The 17,225-nt window shown below is 38.9% G+C and carries 14 protein-coding genes and 1 rRNA gene; 6 read left to right on the top strand and 9 right to left on the bottom strand.

What is annotated here, in order from left to right:
• Positions 1 to 83 precede the first annotated feature (83 nt).
• Together MKY13_RS01890 and MKY13_RS01885 are read right to left on the bottom strand one after the other, a co-directional pair.
• A 16S ribosomal RNA gene (locus tag MKY13_RS01890) occupies positions 84 to 1,638 on the bottom strand.
• 671 nt (positions 1,639 to 2,309) lie between these two features.
• Positions 2,310 to 2,684, bottom strand: a complete 375-nt coding sequence (locus MKY13_RS01885) for a peptidylprolyl isomerase (protein WP_191701193.1) — start codon at positions 2,682 to 2,684, stop codon at positions 2,310 to 2,312.
• Between the two features lie 203 nt (positions 2,685 to 2,887).
• Between MKY13_RS01885 and MKY13_RS01880 the strand changes: the two genes are divergently transcribed.
• Together MKY13_RS01880 and MKY13_RS01875 are read left to right on the top strand one after the other, a co-directional pair.
• A complete protein-coding gene (locus MKY13_RS01880) occupies positions 2,888 to 3,277 on the top strand; it encodes a (deoxy)nucleoside triphosphate pyrophosphohydrolase (RefSeq protein WP_339214969.1) in 390 nt (129 codons plus the stop codon).
• Positions 3,278 to 3,298: 21 nt separating this feature from the next.
• A complete protein-coding gene (locus MKY13_RS01875) occupies positions 3,299 to 6,169 on the top strand; it encodes a DEAD/DEAH box helicase (RefSeq protein WP_339214967.1) in 2,871 nt (956 codons plus the stop codon).
• Between the two features lie 53 nt (positions 6,170 to 6,222).
• Here the strand turns inward: MKY13_RS01875 and MKY13_RS01870 are convergent, their stop codons facing one another.
• Positions 6,223 to 7,134 (bottom strand): HNH endonuclease, encoded by a 912-nt coding sequence (locus tag MKY13_RS01870; protein WP_339214965.1) that lies wholly within the window; start codon positions 7,132 to 7,134, stop codon positions 6,223 to 6,225.
• 198 nt (positions 7,135 to 7,332) lie between these two features.
• Between MKY13_RS01870 and MKY13_RS01865 the strand changes: the two genes are divergently transcribed.
• The 3 genes from MKY13_RS01865 to MKY13_RS01855 all read left to right on the top strand — a co-directional run bounded on the left by MKY13_RS01865 (position 7,333) and on the right by MKY13_RS01855 (position 10,300).
• Positions 7,333 to 9,036 (top strand): ABC transporter ATP-binding protein, encoded by a 1,704-nt coding sequence (locus MKY13_RS01865; protein WP_191701197.1) that lies wholly within the window; start codon positions 7,333 to 7,335, stop codon positions 9,034 to 9,036.
• A 65-nt stretch (positions 9,037 to 9,101) separates the two neighbouring features.
• Entirely contained in the window at positions 9,102 to 10,022 is a 921-nt protein-coding gene (locus MKY13_RS01860) for a dipeptidase (protein ID WP_191701198.1), read from the top strand.
• Between the two features lie 80 nt (positions 10,023 to 10,102).
• Complete coding sequence (locus MKY13_RS01855; protein ID WP_191701199.1) at positions 10,103 to 10,300, top strand: YwbE family protein; 198 nt, start codon at positions 10,103 to 10,105, stop codon at positions 10,298 to 10,300.
• Between the two features lie 45 nt (positions 10,301 to 10,345).
• Here MKY13_RS01855 and MKY13_RS01850 read toward each other — a convergent pair whose 3' ends face one another.
• The 6 genes from MKY13_RS01850 to MKY13_RS01825 form a co-directional block, all read right to left on the bottom strand.
• Positions 10,346 to 10,981 (bottom strand): 3-oxoacid CoA-transferase subunit B, encoded by a 636-nt coding sequence (locus tag MKY13_RS01850; RefSeq protein WP_339216830.1) that lies wholly within the window; start codon positions 10,979 to 10,981, stop codon positions 10,346 to 10,348.
• A complete protein-coding gene (locus MKY13_RS01845; protein WP_339214962.1) occupies positions 10,978 to 11,676 on the bottom strand; it encodes a CoA transferase subunit A in 699 nt (232 codons plus the stop codon). The genes MKY13_RS01850 and MKY13_RS01845 overlap by 4 nt, the downstream gene beginning before the upstream one ends.
• 131 nt (positions 11,677 to 11,807) lie before the next feature.
• Positions 11,808 to 12,437, bottom strand: a complete 630-nt coding sequence (locus tag MKY13_RS01840; RefSeq protein ID WP_339214960.1) for a general stress protein — start codon at positions 12,435 to 12,437, stop codon at positions 11,808 to 11,810.
• A gap of 134 nt (positions 12,438 to 12,571) precedes the next feature.
• Entirely contained in the window at positions 12,572 to 14,545 is a 1,974-nt protein-coding gene (locus MKY13_RS01835; RefSeq protein ID WP_339214958.1) for a methyl-accepting chemotaxis protein, read from the bottom strand.
• A 229-nt stretch (positions 14,546 to 14,774) separates the two neighbouring features.
• On the bottom strand, positions 14,775 to 15,338 hold the full coding sequence (locus MKY13_RS01830; RefSeq protein WP_339214956.1) for a nitroreductase: 564 nt from the start codon (positions 15,336 to 15,338) through the stop codon (positions 14,775 to 14,777).
• A gap of 75 nt (positions 15,339 to 15,413) precedes the next feature.
• Positions 15,414 to 15,917, bottom strand: coding sequence for an amidase domain-containing protein (locus MKY13_RS01825; protein WP_339214954.1), 504 nt, complete (start codon positions 15,915 to 15,917; stop codon positions 15,414 to 15,416).
• A gap of 161 nt (positions 15,918 to 16,078) precedes the next feature.
• Here MKY13_RS01825 and MKY13_RS01820 point away from each other — a divergent pair, with 161 nt between their 5' ends.
• Positions 16,079 to 17,101, top strand: a complete 1,023-nt coding sequence (locus tag MKY13_RS01820; RefSeq protein ID WP_339214952.1) for a DUF2804 domain-containing protein — start codon at positions 16,079 to 16,081, stop codon at positions 17,099 to 17,101.
• Positions 17,102 to 17,225: the final 124 nt, after the last annotated feature.

The raw sequence follows: 17,225 nt of genomic DNA, 5'->3' as shown, positions 1-17,225 counted from the left end.
TCAATTAAGAATGAACCTTCAAAACTGAACAGCAAACGTTAATGTTTCATTCCCCAAGGGAATGATTCCGAAATAATCCTTAGAAAGGAGGTGATCCAGCCGCACCTTCCGATACGGCTACCTTGTTACGACTTCACCCCAATCATCTATCCCACCTTCGGCGGCTGGCTCCATAAAGGTTACCTCACCGACTTCGGGTGTTACAAACTCTCGTGGTGTGACGGGCGGTGTGTACAAGGCCCGGGAACGTATTCACCGCGGCATGCTGATCCGCGATTACTAGCGATTCCGGCTTCATGTAGGCGAGTTGCAGCCTACAATCCGAACTGAGAACGATTTTATCGGATTAGCTCCCCCTCGCGGGTTGGCAACCGTTTGTATCGTCCATTGTAGCACGTGTGTAGCCCAGGTCATAAGGGGCATGATGATTTGACGTCATCCCCACCTTCCTCCGGTTTATCACCGGCAGTCTCCTTAGAGTGCCCAACTAAATGATGGCAACTAAGAATAAGGGTTGCGCTCGTTGCGGGACTTAACCCAACATCTCACGACACGAGCTGACGACAACCATGCACCACCTGTCACCGTTGCCCCCGAAGGGGAAACTATGTCTCCATAGTGGTCACCGGGATGTCAAGACCTGGTAAGGTTCTTCGCGTTGCTTCGAATTAAACCACATGCTCCACCGCTTGTGCGGGCCCCCGTCAATTCCTTTGAGTTTCAGTCTTGCGACCGTACTCCCCAGGCGGAGTGCTTAATGCGTTAGCTGCAGCACTGAGGGGCGGAAACCCCCCAACACTTAGCACTCATCGTTTACGGCGTGGACTACCAGGGTATCTAATCCTGTTTGCTCCCCACGCTTTCGCGCCTCAGTGTCAGTTACAGACCAGACAGTCGCCTTCGCCACTGGTGTTCCTCCAAATCTCTACGCATTTCACCGCTACACTTGGAATTCCACTATCCTCTTCTGCACTCAAGTTCCCCAGTTTCCAATGACCCTCCCCGGTTGAGCCGGGGGCTTTCACATCAGACTTAAGGAACCACCTGCGCGCGCTTTACGCCCAATAATTCCGGACAACGCTTGCCACCTACGTATTACCGCGGCTGCTGGCACGTAGTTAGCCGTGGCTTTCTAACAAGGTACCGTCAAGGTAGCGCCAGTTACTACGCTACTTGTTCTTCCCTTGCAACAGAGTTTTACGAACCGAAATCCTTCTTCACTCACGCGGCGTTGCTCCATCAGACTTTCGTCCATTGTGGAAGATTCCCTACTGCTGCCTCCCGTAGGAGTCTGGGCCGTGTCTCAGTCCCAGTGTGGCCGATCACCCTCTCAGGTCGGCTACGCATCGTTGCCTTGGTGAGCCGTTACCTCACCAACTAGCTAATGCGCCGCGGGTCCATCTTATAGTGACAGCCGAAACCGTCTTTCAACTTTCAAACATGTGTTTAAAAGTATTATTCGGTATTAGCCCCGGTTTCCCGGAGTTATCCCAATCTATAAGGTAGGTTACCCACGTGTTACTCACCCGTCCGCCGCTAAATCAGAGAGAAGCAAGCTTCTCTCATCATCCGCTCGACTTGCATGTATTAGGCACGCCGCCAGCGTTCGTCCTGAGCCAGGATCAAACTCTCCATAAAAGTAGTTTGAAAGCTCATTTGCTTTGCTAGCGATTCAACTTAATTAAAAGTTAAAATCTATTGTTTGCTTCATTTAAGAAGCTTGTTTCATTAACGTTGCTTGTTCAGTTTTCAAGGTTCATTTTGTTCGTTTGTCGCGTTTTCTCTCGGCGACTTGTATAACTATACACGCCATTTAAATAAACGTCAACACTTTTCGAAAAGTTTTTTTCTCTTTTTTTATTCTTTCTTTTCTCTTCTTATTATATACACGTAAAAATAAATTTTTAAATACCGTTCCCTCTCCCCTAAAGTGAGGGAAATCCGGTTGGTAACTTAGTTGTTATCAGAAATTCAAACACATTATTCAAAAGTGAGATGTCTTTTTTATCTTTTCAATAACTAGTAGGATTGCTGTTAGTGTTGTTACATTCGTAACTGGATTGAGAGAGGCAACGATTCATATAAATCCGAGTAAAAGCAATTTCCATGATCGTTAATGAAAGAAGTGAGGGAGCATTTAGAAAATGATAATTCTTTTTCAATGCAAATTTCTAGTTAATAACACAAATCACCAAAATCGAGATAGGGCTTATTTATATATAAGTGCCATTTATAAGCCCCTACTCTTATGGCACATATTTCAAAATATGTTGTATATTGATTTTGGTAATCAGGAGAAACTATCCTCCTTAAAAACCCGTAAGACTATCTAATGGTGTATCCTGCCCGTTTACTTTCACATTTATCGTGTCAAACTCTGCATCACCACGATTGAGTTTATATACATACATTTTCAACTCATTATTTTTTTGACCCGTGCTATCCAGTTTTACGTTTAATATGTTATCAACTACTTCAAGGTCCGCGGTAACATCATCAGTAGAATGAAAAATAATATAGCTGGCGTTCTTATCAATATTATTAATCCATTGAAGCTGATAGTCAGGGTTTATATTTTCTTGTACTTTATTAGGAATGTTTTGAATTTCAGTAATACTCAATTCCGATGAATTACAAGCTGTTAATATAAATGTAAATAATATTAAACAACATAATTTTTTCATTTCAATTCTCTCCCCTCTTTTGGTCTTACGTTTATTATTCAATTATTATCTTGAGGCCTTCTTGTGCCCAATTAAATACCATATATAAACAAAAGTATATACTATCGGATAAGTGAACTGTTATTTTAAACCTTATTAACCTCTACTAAATACTCATAAACAAGCTATAATTAGGTTATTAATTAAGAATGGAATGATTAATTTTGAAAAAACAAGTACATGTCGTTGGTGCTATTATCGAAAACGATAAACAGGAAATTTACTGTGCACAACGTAGCCCTCAAATGTCATTACCAAACTATTGGGAGTTTCCAGGTGGAAAGATTGAGAAAGATGAAACACCACAGCAAGCATTAAAACGCGAGATTTCAGAAGAATTTACTTGTGAAATTGCTGTAGGTGATAAAGTTGAAGACACTACTTATGATTACGGTACGTTTATCGTTCGTCTTGAAACATATATGGCAAAAATCGTTAATGGATCCCCCGTTGCTTTAGAGCATTCAGATACGAAGTGGGTAAAGCGTTCATCACTCAATGAACTAGATTTTGCACCTGCAGATATTCCAGCCGTTGAAAAGTTATTAAAATAAGTATTTAAAGGTGGTGCTTTTATGGAGCAGTTAGTTAAAAAAATTGAAGCCTCTTTACATAAAGGGTTTATCGATCAAACAAAGGCCGTCTCCTCACAGTTTAAACCGAAATTATTATCCAATAAAGCACATGAAAATGTCCTTTCATCTCTTTTACAAGAAATGAAAACATGTAAAACGTTCACCTTTTCTGTGGCATTCATTACTGAAGGTGGATTAGCGACAATAAAAACAATGCTGTATGACCTTCAGAAAAAAGGTATTCGTGGACGCATATTAACTTCTACCTTTTTAAGCTTTAATCAGCCAAAAATGTTTAAAGAACTTCTCAAATTAACAAATGTAGAAGTTCGCGTTACCGATGTGAAAGGTTTCCACTCAAAAGGCTATATTTTCGAGCATGATCAGCATTATTCTTTAATCGTTGGAAGCTCTAACTTAACGGATAGTGCATTGAAAGCCAATTTTGAATGGAATGTTTATTTAACTTCCCTTGAAAATGGTGAAGTCATTAACCATTTTAAAAATCAATTTGAACAGCAATGGAATAGCGCGATCCCATTAAGCGAAGAATGGGTTGCACAATACCAAATCAATTATGAGAAGCCCGAATTTAATAATAAAGTAGCCTCTCCATCTTTATATGTAACGAATCCATTAAAAGAGAGTTTAAAAATACAGCCTAATAAAATGCAAGTAGCCGCGCTTGAGCAGTTAAAGCTCCTTCGCCAAAGTGGTGCGAACCGTGGCCTCATCATTTCAGCAACTGGGACAGGAAAAACTTATTTATCTGCGTTTGACGTTCGAAATGCTGCACCTAAACGCATGCTATTTATCGTGCACCGTGAACAAATTTTGAAAAAAGCGATGCAAGATTTTCGCAATATTTTATTAGGTGACCCGCAAGATTATGGAATTTTATCAGGCAACAAAAAAGATTTAAATGCCCGTTATTTATTTGCTACCGTACAAACAATATCAAGGGACCCTTATTTGCAACAATTTGCTAAAGATCATTTTGACTATATTTTAATTGATGAAGTTCATCGAGCAGGTGCGGAATCGTATTTAAAAATTATGAATTACTTTGAACCTCAATTTTTATTAGGGATGACGGCAACACCGGAACGTACAGACAACTTCAATATTTATGAACTATTTGATTATAATGTGGCTTATGAAATTCGCCTTCAAGCAGCATTAGAAGAAGATATGCTCTGCCCCTTCCACTATTTCGGTGTGACGGACTATGAACTTGATGGTGAACTCATCGATGAAACAGCAGATTTACAAAAGTTAGTTCATCGTGAACGAATTGACCATATTATTGAAAAAATTTCTTATTACGGATTTTCTGGGGATCGCGTTCGCGGATTAATGTTTTGCAGTACGAAGGAAGAAGCTCGTACCCTATCAAACCTACTGAATATGCGTGGATACAAAACGACTGCATTGACTGGTGATCACTCTCAAGAAGAACGTGAAGAAGCGATTGCTAAATTAGAAAATGGTGAGCTGGAATATATTTTAACTGTAGATATTTTTAACGAAGGGATTGATATTCCCTTCATTAACCAAATTGTAATGCTTCGCCAAACACAATCTAGCATCATTTTCATTCAGCAGCTTGGTCGAGGATTACGGAAACATAATGTGAAGGAATATGTAACGATCATTGATTTTATCGGCAACTACAAAAATAACTATTTAATTCCGATTGCCCTATCTGGTGATAAGTCGATGAACAAAGATAACGTTCGTCGCAACACGGTAAATACGGATTACATTCAAGGGGTTTCAACGATTAACTTTGAAGAGATTGCGAAGAAGCAAATTTTTGATGCGATAAATAATGCGAATTTATCGACATTAAAAATGTTAAGAGATAGCTATTCTGAGCTTAAAAATCGGATTGGACGTATTCCTATGCTTAAAGATTTTATTGAACAAAATTCTTTAGATCCCGAAGTCATTATTAGCTATACTCCTACCTATTATGACTTTTTAATGAAGATGAAAGAAGATATCCCTTCAATTACCGATTATGAAAAATCCGTTCTATCTTTCATTGGAAAGGACCTTTTATCAGGGAAGAGAATACATGAAATTTTATTGTTGCAACTTCTTTTAGAAGAAGAATCTATTTCAGAAAAAAGCTATCTTTCAGCATTGCAATCTCGAAATGCTTATATTCATAAAGGTACAATTGAAGGCATTGAAAATGTGTTTTCTTTAAACTTTTTCGTAGAAGCTGACAATAAAAAATTCGGAAATAAACCTTTAATTATAAAATCGAATTCACGCTATATGTTTAATGAAGAATTGCAACTTTCACTTCGAGACGAAAATTTCAAACAGTACTTCATTGATTTACTTGAATGTGCCTTAATGAAAAATAAACAATTTAATAATCATGAACCCTTTAAACTATATGAAAAATACTCCCGCCGTGAAGTATGCCGCCTACTAGATTGGGAAAAGAACGAGGAAGGTACATTAAATGGTGGTCGTCCGAAAAACGGTGATTTTCCTATTTTCGTAAATTATCATAAAAATGATGAGAACGATCTTGAAACAAACTATATGGATGAATTTTTATCAGATGATACATTTAAATGGTGTTCAACAAAAAATCGATATATTGATAAATCAAAGGAAATGCAAATCCTTATTCACTCTGTTGAAAATGGGACAAACGTTTATCTGTTTGTAAAAAAAGACAATGGTGAAGGTAAAGATTTCTATTACCTTGGTCGATGTGCTGTGAATCCAAGTTCTGCAAAACCAGAAAGAATTTTAGATAAAGGAAAATATTATCCTGTTGTTACAATGGAAATGGCGCTCGAACAACCAATCCAGTATGACATCTACCACTATTTAGTAGAGGAATAAAATAAAGCAAGGTGTAACCTAATTTTTGGTCACACCTTGCTTTTTCTATTGGTTTATTCTTTGCCTCTAAATATCTCCCGCTTATGCCACTTGAAATATTTCTTATTCTCTTCTACTCTTGCAACGTGCATTTTCTCATGAATCCCGTATTTCACATAATCCATTCGTTCAATTTCAGAGGAAATATGGATTTTTCCTGTTCCATCAAATGCGATATAGCCTTGGTCATATAACGCATCATGGTTATGACATAGTAGAATACCGTTGTATGGATCAAGTCGCTCATCATTTGTTGCATCTTTCCATGGTTTTGAATGGCTTGCGCGTAATAATCCAGGTAACGAGATACCGCATAGCGCACATTGATTGTCCCATAATGGCATCAGTTGCTTTCTAAATTTTTGCTGACCTTTACGGATTTTCACCTTTGCTTCCGCTTCTGTTTCAATTAATACAGGTGCCAGCGTATTGCGTTCTTTTTGTGCTATTAGGCCAATCGCAAATTCCAGCTGCTCCTCATTTTCTTCATAAATATTTGTATCACTCATAAGCTCCAGCAGCTTGATTGCTAGCATTTCATTACAAGGATATAAAAAACCTTGGTTACCGTCACCATTATGTTGGAATGGCGAATATTTAACTGGGAGTAAAGGCACGATTTCATTAAAATGTTCTTTTATCGAAATTGGGAAGTGAAGTTCCTCATAAATTGCGGGAAATTGGTGCCCCATCTCACCTGATTGATCAAAAGGATTCACACCTTCCCCGCAATCTTCCCGAGCGGTACTGATTGCGACGATTTCCCCTTTGACACAGTGAAAAATCGCATCGCCTTTCTTTACTTCCTTCATCCGCTCCCAAGAATGTGGTGTTTGTCCACTATTATCTAAAATTGAGCACCATACGACCTGCTTTTCCTTTGCCTCATCGTATGTACGCCCTTGCATTACAATATAAAAATTCATACGTACACCTTCAATTCTTTTCCTATAAGTGTATCATTTCTAATTTCCTATTAATAAATAACTTGCCTAAAAACATTCTCTTTATAAACCATTATTTCGCCTCTCGAAAAATTCCCAAGAAATGTTATAATCCATTTAACCAAAACTATTACAACATGTTGCACTCGGTTTAGGAGTTGTGAACAGAAAGGACTTAAAATGTTAGCAAGATTTTTTACATACTACAAGCCGCACAAACGATTGTTTATCATTGATTTCTCTTCTGCGGTCTTTGTAGCTATTTTGGAATTACTGTTTCCGTTGGCGGTAAAATGGTTTATCGATGACCTCCTCCCGACAAATGATTGGGGCATGATTACTAAAATTAGTGCCCTTCTTTTACTGACGTATATAGTAAGTACGGTGATGAACTATATCGTCAACTATTTAGGGCATAAGCTCGGAGTCAATATCGAAACCGATATGCGTCAGCAGCTGTTCAACCATGTACAGCGCCAGCCGTATACATTTTTCGATAACATGAAGACTGGTCATTTAATGAGCCGGATTACAAATGACTTATTTGATATTGGAGAGTTTGCGCATCATGGTCCGGAAGATTTATTCATTGCGATGATGACCTTTATTGGGGCATTTACGATTATGTTCAATATTAATGCAACACTCGCGACGATTATTTTGTTTTTCGTACCGCTTTTGATTGCCGTAATGTATTGGAGCAATACTCGTATGAAAAAGGGCTGGAGCGTTATGTACAGTGAAATAGCGAACGTCAATGGCCGTGTGGAAGATAGCTTCTCAGGTATTCGGGTTGTGAAATCATTTACAAATGAAGAATTTGAAACAACTCGCTTTAAAGATCAAAACGCATTATTTCGTAAAGCGAAAATCTATGCCTACAAAGTAATGGCAGGTACGCATTCAAGCATTTACTTTTTAACGCGTCTCCTTACTTTACTCGTACTTGTTGTGGGTGCTTGGCTTTCATTTAATGACAACCTTACAGCCGGTGAGTTTGCGAGCTTCATTTTATTTACGAATGTTCTAATTAAGCCAATCGACAAAATTAGCGCCCTACTGGAAATGTATCCAAAAGGAATGGCCGGTTTTAAACGGTTCTGTGATTTGCTGGACCAGGAACCAACAATTGTTGATAGTCCAAACGCAATTGCTGTTGAACATTTAGACGGTAATATCGAATTTAAAAATGTAAGCTTTAAGTATGCGGACAGTAAGCAAGTTTTAAACGACCTATCCTTTAAAGTGGAAGCTGGCAAAACGGTTGCGTTCGTAGGGCCATCTGGTTCAGGGAAAACGACGATAAGTGCGCTTATTCCCCGTTTTTACGATATTACGGATGGGGCAATTACAATCGACGGATACGATATTCGTGATTTGACGCAGCAATCACTTCGCAGGCAAATTGGTACTGTTCAACAAGATGTGTTTTTATTTACAGGAACTATTAGGGAAAATGTAGAATATGGTAAACTAGGTGCGAGTTTTGAGGAAATTAAAGCTGCCGTTGAACAGGCAAATTTACTGGAGTTCATCGAAAACTTACCAGATGGCTTTAATACAGAGATTGGTGAACGTGGTTTGAAATTATCAGGTGGACAAAAACAACGTCTTGCCATCGCACGTATGTTCTTGAAAAACCCGCCGATTTTAATTTTAGATGAGGCAACGTCTGCGCTTGATACAGCAACAGAGCGTATTATCCAACAGTCATTAAATGATTTAGCGAAAAACCGTACAACATTAATTATTGCTCACCGTTTAGCTACGATCCGTGATGCAGATTATATTTTCGTTGTAACACCAAATGGCATTGAAGAACAAGGGACGTATGAAGAGCTTGTCGCAAAAGGCGGCATTTTCGCAGGACTTCATCATGCTTAGAAATTTTCAGGTGAATGATTTAGGTCATTCACCTTTTTAAAAAAAATAGAAAGGTAGGTATCCTTATGAGCATTCCGATTATTGATTTACACTGTGATGCATTGTTACGCATGCAAAAGAACGGATATAACTTTCATAATTCCCCTAACCTGGATGTGAATTATGAAAAATTAGTTGAAGGTCATGTGATAGCACAAGCGTTTGCTATTTATGTTGATTCTGAGCTTTCGCTTGTAGAAAAACGCGCAACTGCGATCAAGCAGATTGAGTACTTTCGTAATGAGGTATTACGCGAAGGTGTAGTACATATTAAAAAATGGGCAGATTTCGAAACACTTCAACCTGGACAAATCGGGGCATTTTTAACAATTGAAGGTGTTGATTTTTTCGGTGGAGACCTTAAAATTTGGCATCCATTTCATCAGCTAGGCGTATTATCAATTGGACTCACTTGGAACTACCCTAACGAAGCAGCAGATGGAGCACATAGCCATTATGGGCATGGCGTAACACCGTTTGGTAAAGAGATTATTAAACTTAACAATCAGCATAAAGTTTTCACTGATGTTTCTCATCTGAATGAACAAAGCTTTTGGGATGTTATAGAGCAGGCGGACTATGTCATTGCCACCCATTCGAATGCGAAAACTGTATGTGATCATGTTCGCAATTTAAACGACGCCCAAATACGGGCGATGATTGAAAAAAATGCGCCCATTCATATCGTGTTATATCCTGAATTTATAAACGGGACAAATCGTGCGAGTATGGGGGACGTAATTCGTCACATCGATTATATTTGCTCGCTTGGTGGAAAAGAATTAATTGGTTTAGGCTCAGATTTTGATGGAATCGATTATAAAGTTGAAGGACTTGAACATGCAGGGATGTATCAAAACTTTATTAATGAACTTCTCAAATATTATAGTGAAGAGCAAGTACGAGGCTTTGCTTATGCCAATTTTATAAATCATTTACCTAAATAGTTTTTAACCCTGCTTCCATGTAGGGTTATTTTTTTTTGACGTGTTATACTTAGGAAAGTTTAGTTGAAGGGACGGATTTAATGAACGGCAAAAATCGCAGCGATGTATACCCTGGTCTGGAAGTTGATATCGTATTAAAAAAGGACCAGCGTACAGGGACGACAACACGGGGCGTAGTAAAGGATTTATTGACGAACTCTAGCTCACATCCACACGGCATAAAAGTCCGCTTAACAGATGGACAAATCGGCCGTGTATGTCAAACATATCCGAAGTAAGTTAAAGCGCAAAAAGCTTCTAAACTTTTTGCGCTTTCTTTTTTATTATAATTTTTCTTCAAATACAGCCTCTGTCTTCTCCCTTACTTCCTCTATTGTCACATCTTCTTGAAGCTCAACTAGTTGCATCTTACCATCAGTAAAATCAAATACAGCTAAATCTGTAATTAGACGGTGAACAACAGCTTTACCGGTTAACGGTAATGTACATTCACGCTTCACTTTGGACTCGCCGTATTTATTTGTATGCTCCATAATGACGATTACTTTTTTGGCGCCAACTACTAAATCCATCGCGCCCCCCATTCCCTTTACGACTTTTCCGGGGATCATCCAATTCGCTAGATCCCCCTGCACCGACACTTCCATTCCACCAAGGATCGCCAAATCAATATGCCCTCCACGAATCATCGCAAAGCTTTCTGCACTATCGAAGAATGATGCACCAGCCCTTGCTGTTACAGTTTCCTTTCCTGCATTGATTAAATCCGCATCAACTTCCTCTTCTGTCGGATAAGGCCCAATTCCAAGAAGCCCGTTTTCGGACTGTAGCATTACATTAAACTGTGGAGGAATTTCATTCGCAATGAGTGTTGGCATACCGATGCCTAAATTGACATACATACCATCTTCAATTTCCTTTACAGCACGGCGAATAATCTTTAAGCGTGCATCCATTATGCTTCCCCCTTTACAGTGCGGCGTTCTATCCGTTTTTCAAAGGATTCGCTGTGCACAATATGCTGCACGTAAATGCCTGGTAAATGAATTTCATCAGGATCAAGCTCGCCAACTTCTACAAGCTCCTCCACTTCCACTATCGTAACTTTTCCGGCTGTTGCACAGAGCGGGTTGAAGTTGCGTGAAGTTTTACGAAATACTAAATTCCCAGAGCGATCGGCTTTCCATGCTTTCACAAGTGCAAAGTCTCCTGTAATCGCTCGCTCGAGTAAATACATTTTACCATCAAATTCTTTTGTATCTTTTCCTTCCGCAATCGGCGTTCCAACACCTGTTGCAGTATAAAATGCCGGAATGCCTGCACCACCTGCCCGGATACGTTCAGCCAGGGTTCCTTGTGGTGTTAGCTCTACTTCAAGCTCACCATTTAAATATTGCTGTTCGAATGTTTTATTTTCTCCTACATATGAAGCAATGATTTTCGTAATCTGCTTGTCTTGTAACAGGATGCCAAGCCCAAAATCATCGACACCGCAATTATTACTGACAACCGTTAAATTCTTTGTCCCTTTATTCTTCAATGCTTGGATTAAATTTTCTGGGATACCACATAAACCGAAGCCACCCACCAATAAAACAGCCCCATCTTCTATATGTTGTATCGCCTGTTGTACAGAAGCTACTACTTTATTCATCATTCTCGTCCCCTTTCACATCCATACAAAATATTCTACAAAACTACAAATTTCCCTCTAAAGGTCATAATTTACATTAACTAAATTTAAAAGGAGCCACAACTGCTTACATGTCAGTTGGGCTCTCTCCGTTACTTTTTATGTGGTCCTTGATAAATACTTAGTTCTTTTGTGTGTGGGTCACGAACGTAGCGTTGGTTGTCCTGCAAAGGAATTGTATCTGGATCTTCTACTTCATCTCCACGTCCAAATTCTCCTGCTACTTCGCTATTCGGAGGCAAAGGTTCATACTTTTTCTTTTGCTCTTCAAACGGAATCGGTCTTTCCTCTTCAATATCCCAGCGAATTAAATTCGAAGGATTTGAGCGGTTCGTAATCCAATTATCTAGTGTATGTCCATCCCAACCCTCTTCCTCAAATGGGTCACTGCCTGTTATGAGGACTTTACCCCCATCATTTATAATCTTTTCATATTCTAGACGTTCATTTTCCGGTAAGTTTAGGCGACGTAATTTTTCCTCGATCGGTGTTTCTTTCGTAAACATTGTTTTGAGTATACTACGAACGCCATTTGTTGTAATAAGTGAAATTTGCTGGTGACGAGCAATGGAATGGAACTCGTCCACATCTTTAGTTAATACGTAAACATGGGTTCTATCTATCTCCTCGCCCGGTTCGCCGCCACGTAATTCTTGGAGTTTCTCTAGCAATTCCCCTTTAGTATAGGCGACATCAATCGACTGTTTTGGTTCATTAAACATTTGCATCCCTCCATTAATTCTTCTTACTGCCCTTTTCCCCTTCTACATTACACAAAACCTATTTTGAAATAGCAATCGCCTATAACAATGTAAAAAAAGAGCCGCCAGTATTATTTTTGGCGACTTCTTTTTCATTAAATTTTATATTCTTTTACGATTTGATTCAGCTGATCTGCGAGTTCGGCTAACTGTTCTGTTGTCTCTGCAACGTTATTCATCGTTGCACTCGTTTCAATAACCGTAGCAGTCGTTTCTTCCACACTTGCTGTTGTTTCCTCAGTAATAGCGGAAATTTCCTGCATAGATTGATTAATCTCTTGTCCTTTATTACTCATTGTTTGTAATTGCCCAAGGACTTGTTTTGTAAATGCATCCATTTGTAAAACAGATTGTTCAATTTCCTTAAAAGTATCAGCAGTATTTGAAAGCTGATCTGTACCCGTTTCGATTGTCGTAAATCCTTGCTGTAGTGAGCTGCTTAACTCATTTGAACCATGTTGAATCGTTGTGACAATCGCGGAAATTTCTGTCACTGATTTTGCCACTTGTTCAGCAAGCTTCCGTACTTCCTCTGCTACAACGGCAAATCCTTTTCCATGTTCCCCAGCCCGCGCTGCTTCAATAGAGGCATTTAGTGCTAGTAAGTTCGTTTGATTAGCTACATCTTCAATTATATTTACAAAAGATGTGATTTTTCCAACACGCTCACCTAATTCCTCCATTTTATGAATTGCCGTATCCATAATGTTGTGGATTTCCTGCATTTGTCCATTGGAAGTTTGCATCATTTTTGTTCCTTCCGATGAAAGTAAAAGCACATTACCGGAAACTGATTCGAGCCTTGTCCCTTGTTCTGCCGTTTCCTTTAAATCGTTTGAAAACTTATTAACAGCCTCATAGACTTCGGTAATTTCATTTGTTTGCAATTCGATGCCACGTGATAATGTTTCCATTGTTTCAGCAATGGCCTGAGACCCTGTCGACACATCACTTGTTGACAGAGCGAGCATAGCACTTTTTGAATTTACACTGCTTGATGCTTTCGAAACTTCACCAATCATTCTATGTAGATTTTCCTGCATTATTTTCATATCTGTCATTAGCTGGCCGATTTCATCTTGACGGTTATGCGCTTCCATTCGTTGTGTTAAATCACCTTCACTTAATACATGCAGAAGTTTAGATGTATGTATGATGGGCTTTGTTAATGTGCGACTGTAAGTTAGCGCAACGATTATTGCTAGTATAATAGTGATTATTAAGATGACGGCACCACCATTTATCATCGAGAACATAGCAGATTGCGTCTTTCCAATATTTTGGGTTAAATGGATGCCTCCGATAACAGTAGTTGCTGTAGGATCTTGCAAAGGTAAAAAGCTCTCAATCACTTTTTTATCTTGATCTTTTATTTGGCTAGCTTCTCCATTTAAAACAGCAGAAATTGCATTACCTGTTAGTTTACTCCCGATATTTTCCTTTTCAGATGCTTCAAAAATCTCTCCATTTGCATCTATCAGCTGCAGCTTTGCATTTGGAAATAAGCTTTGAACACTTGTCACAAATTCATTTCCAACCCCAATTTGTAATGTACCGATTGTTCGTCCATTCCATTCAATTGGTGCAAAGGCTCTAACTGCCAAACCGCTTGTACCATATTCAAACCCACTATATGTATTTCCTTGCAGGGCACCTTGAATAGCGACAATTTCGGATTTATCATCTCCGTAAGCAGATGGATTATGGCCTCTTACATGCACTGCTCCTTTTTCATCGCCAATTTCAAAAATGGCTAGCTTATGCTGTGCACTAAGTTTATTAAATAATGCTTCACCACCGGATTTTATTAAGGTGCGGTCTTCCTCTAAAAGTAGTTGCTGTATTTCTGGATCTTTCGCATAGAGCTCAACTAAATATTGTAAATCAGATGCTGTCTGTTCAAAATACTTCGTTACAGAATGTTCCATTTCATTTTGTTGAGAATATTGCACTTCTTCAAAACTATTAAATGCTGCAAAGTAATTGTAACTAACTGTAGCAAAAACGGGGATAATGCCAACTAATAAAAATATTAATATTAGTCGCGTTTTTAAACTTTTATAGCGCATAGTTGCTCCTTCTTAAACACCTGTTTATTTTTTCCTCATATAATTTTATTATGTATTTATCTCGATTTCAAACTAATTTTTGTGTTTAAGAGAAAAAAGTTTTCAAAGCAAGGGATGCCATGCTACAAACCCTGAAATAGGGGGAAATCACTCATATAATTAATGAAATCTCTTAACGAACAAAAAAATGCACGGGAAAATATTGATTTCCTCATGCATTCTCATACGATTAAATTTCGAACTCTGTCACAAAATCCGTAAGCTCTTTACGCACTCTTGCTTTTGGCAGTTCATCAAAATAGCCGAACTGGAACATTGAAATTACTCGTTCATGTGGTTGAGCTTTTAATGCTTCACGGAATTTCGGATTATCTAAGAATCCAGGTGTTTTCCAGCATGTACCGATGCCTTTTTCCCATGCTAGCAGCTGTACGTTTTGTAAATAGCAAGAAGCCGCTGCGTAATCTTCCAGGCGTTCTTTTTGACGAACATCCTCCGTCACTAATACAAATGCGTAAGCACCCGCTAATGTGAACTTTTTCATTTGAGTAGCAAGAGCCTCTTCTGAAAGTTCTTCCCATTTTGGGATAGCTAGATTTCTTAGTAATTCATGTACTTTTGGAAGTTGCTCGCCCGCGCCTACCACTATACGCCAAGGCTGACGGTTGCCGTGATTTGGCGCCCATTTTGCTTCATCTAAAATCCCCAACACTGCTTCCTTTTCAACTTGCTGTCCGTTAAATAGTTTAATTGACCGACGTTGTAATACTGCATCTCTTACTGATAATGTCATCGACAAAACCCCCTTCTGTTACTAATACTACCTTATCATGAAATTTCAACATTTAACATATGTTAGAAGGTTGCTTTACAACGTAAACTCATCCTCAATATGAAAGAAATAGTAAGTCATTTGTGGTGTATAGGCTGTGGAGTCCTCATAAGAATATTCCCGGTCGGCACTGTTCGACGTATGGGCATTTACATATGGAATACCTCCCTCAATTCGCGTAACAATTGTACTATGATCAATTCTTCCATCCCCCTGGAAATCATAAAAAATGACATCCCCTAGCTGTAACTGTTCAACTGAATTTACTCTTGTTGCCCGGAGTCCACGCTTTGACGTTTCCAAATACCAACGTAGTGAATGAGCAACAGACCAGCTATAGCTCCAGCGCTCATTTAAACCAATCATCCACCAGCCTTCCCCACGATTCGGTGCTCCGCGCATCGGCGCCCCTCCAGCATATAAACATTGTGAAATAAAATTTGTACAGTCATCCTGAAATCTAGGAAACTCAGGATTAAAGCTATCCCACCATTTATTGGCATAGGCCACTGCAGCCTCTCGATTATAGTATGAAACCAACTTTTTTCTCCTTTTTTCACAACCTATGTCGAATTTCTCCTTTTTATGTACTTTATATGAATGTAGAGTGAAAATACCCTGTTTTTGTAATTGTTTGATACAATTATTTTAACTGTATTATGTTCATTTGATTTTTAAAGATAGTTTAAGGGGGAATATAGATGAAGCAACACGCAGAAAGGGAAATCGTCCTTCCAACGGTTCTATGCGATAAAAAAGGGAATCTGAATCCGGAGGCAATCGGCTATGCACGAACACCCATTATCGATTGCAATCTTTCCGGTCATTTTATGCGCAAGAAAAAATGGAATTATTGGTGTGTCTTTGGTGAGGAAATTTTGTTTTCCGCTACGATTAGTCACTTAGATTATGCTGCGGTGTGCTTCGTCTATTTTCTCGAGTATGAAACACAGCGCTATTTCGAAAAAACAATTTTAATTCCACTTGGGGCAAATGTAAAAATGCCTGAAAAAGCGTTGGAAACTATCCAATATAAAAATAGCGAAGTCTCTATTGAAATGGCGTACTTGAACAATGAAACTCATTTAACGGTCAATGCACCAGATTTTGATGGAGAGTCATTACATGCTGAGCTAAAGATTGAGCATCCAAAAAATGATGAGTCCCTTAATGTAGTTATTCCATGGAATCGTAAAACATTTCAATTTACAGCAAAACATCATACCTTACCGGCTACTGGTGTCGTACATATTGGCAATCGCCGCTTTACCTTTACTCCTGAAGAAAGCTTTGCGGTGCTGGATTATGGACGTGGAATATGGCCTCGTGAAGCAACATGGAATTGGGGAATGGCCTCACAGCGCGTAAGAGGTCAACGAATTGGCTTAAACTTTGGCGGGAAGTGGACAGACGGTACGGGCATGACGGAAAATGCCGTTTTTGTCGATGGAAGAATGACAAAAATACATGAAGATGTATTATTTCACTATGACCGTACCGATTTTATGAAGCCATGGACTGTAAAATCCAAATTCAGCGGACAGGTCAATTTAATGTTTACACCTTTTTTTGAACGAGTAGCCGAAACTAATGCGAAGGTCATTGTTTCCTCTGTCCACCAAATGGTAGGCTATTATGAAGGATTTATTCAGCTCGAAGACGGCACAACTTTACAAATCCAGCAAATGCTTGGCTGTATTGAAGAGCATGTCGCGAAGTGGTGAAGATAAAGATACGGGTAATAGGTCTTTTTTGACTATTATCCTTTTTTACTGGCTGACTTTAGGTAAATTAATAGCTTTAATTTAATTTATCGAGAGTATTAGATATTTCCTCAATCAATTCTTT

The organism is Solibacillus sp. FSL W8-0372 (assembly GCF_037969735.1).
Classification (GTDB): Bacteria; Bacillota; Bacilli; order Bacillales_A; family Planococcaceae; genus Solibacillus; species Solibacillus faecavium.
This window is presented reverse-complemented; position numbering and strand designations above follow the sequence as displayed.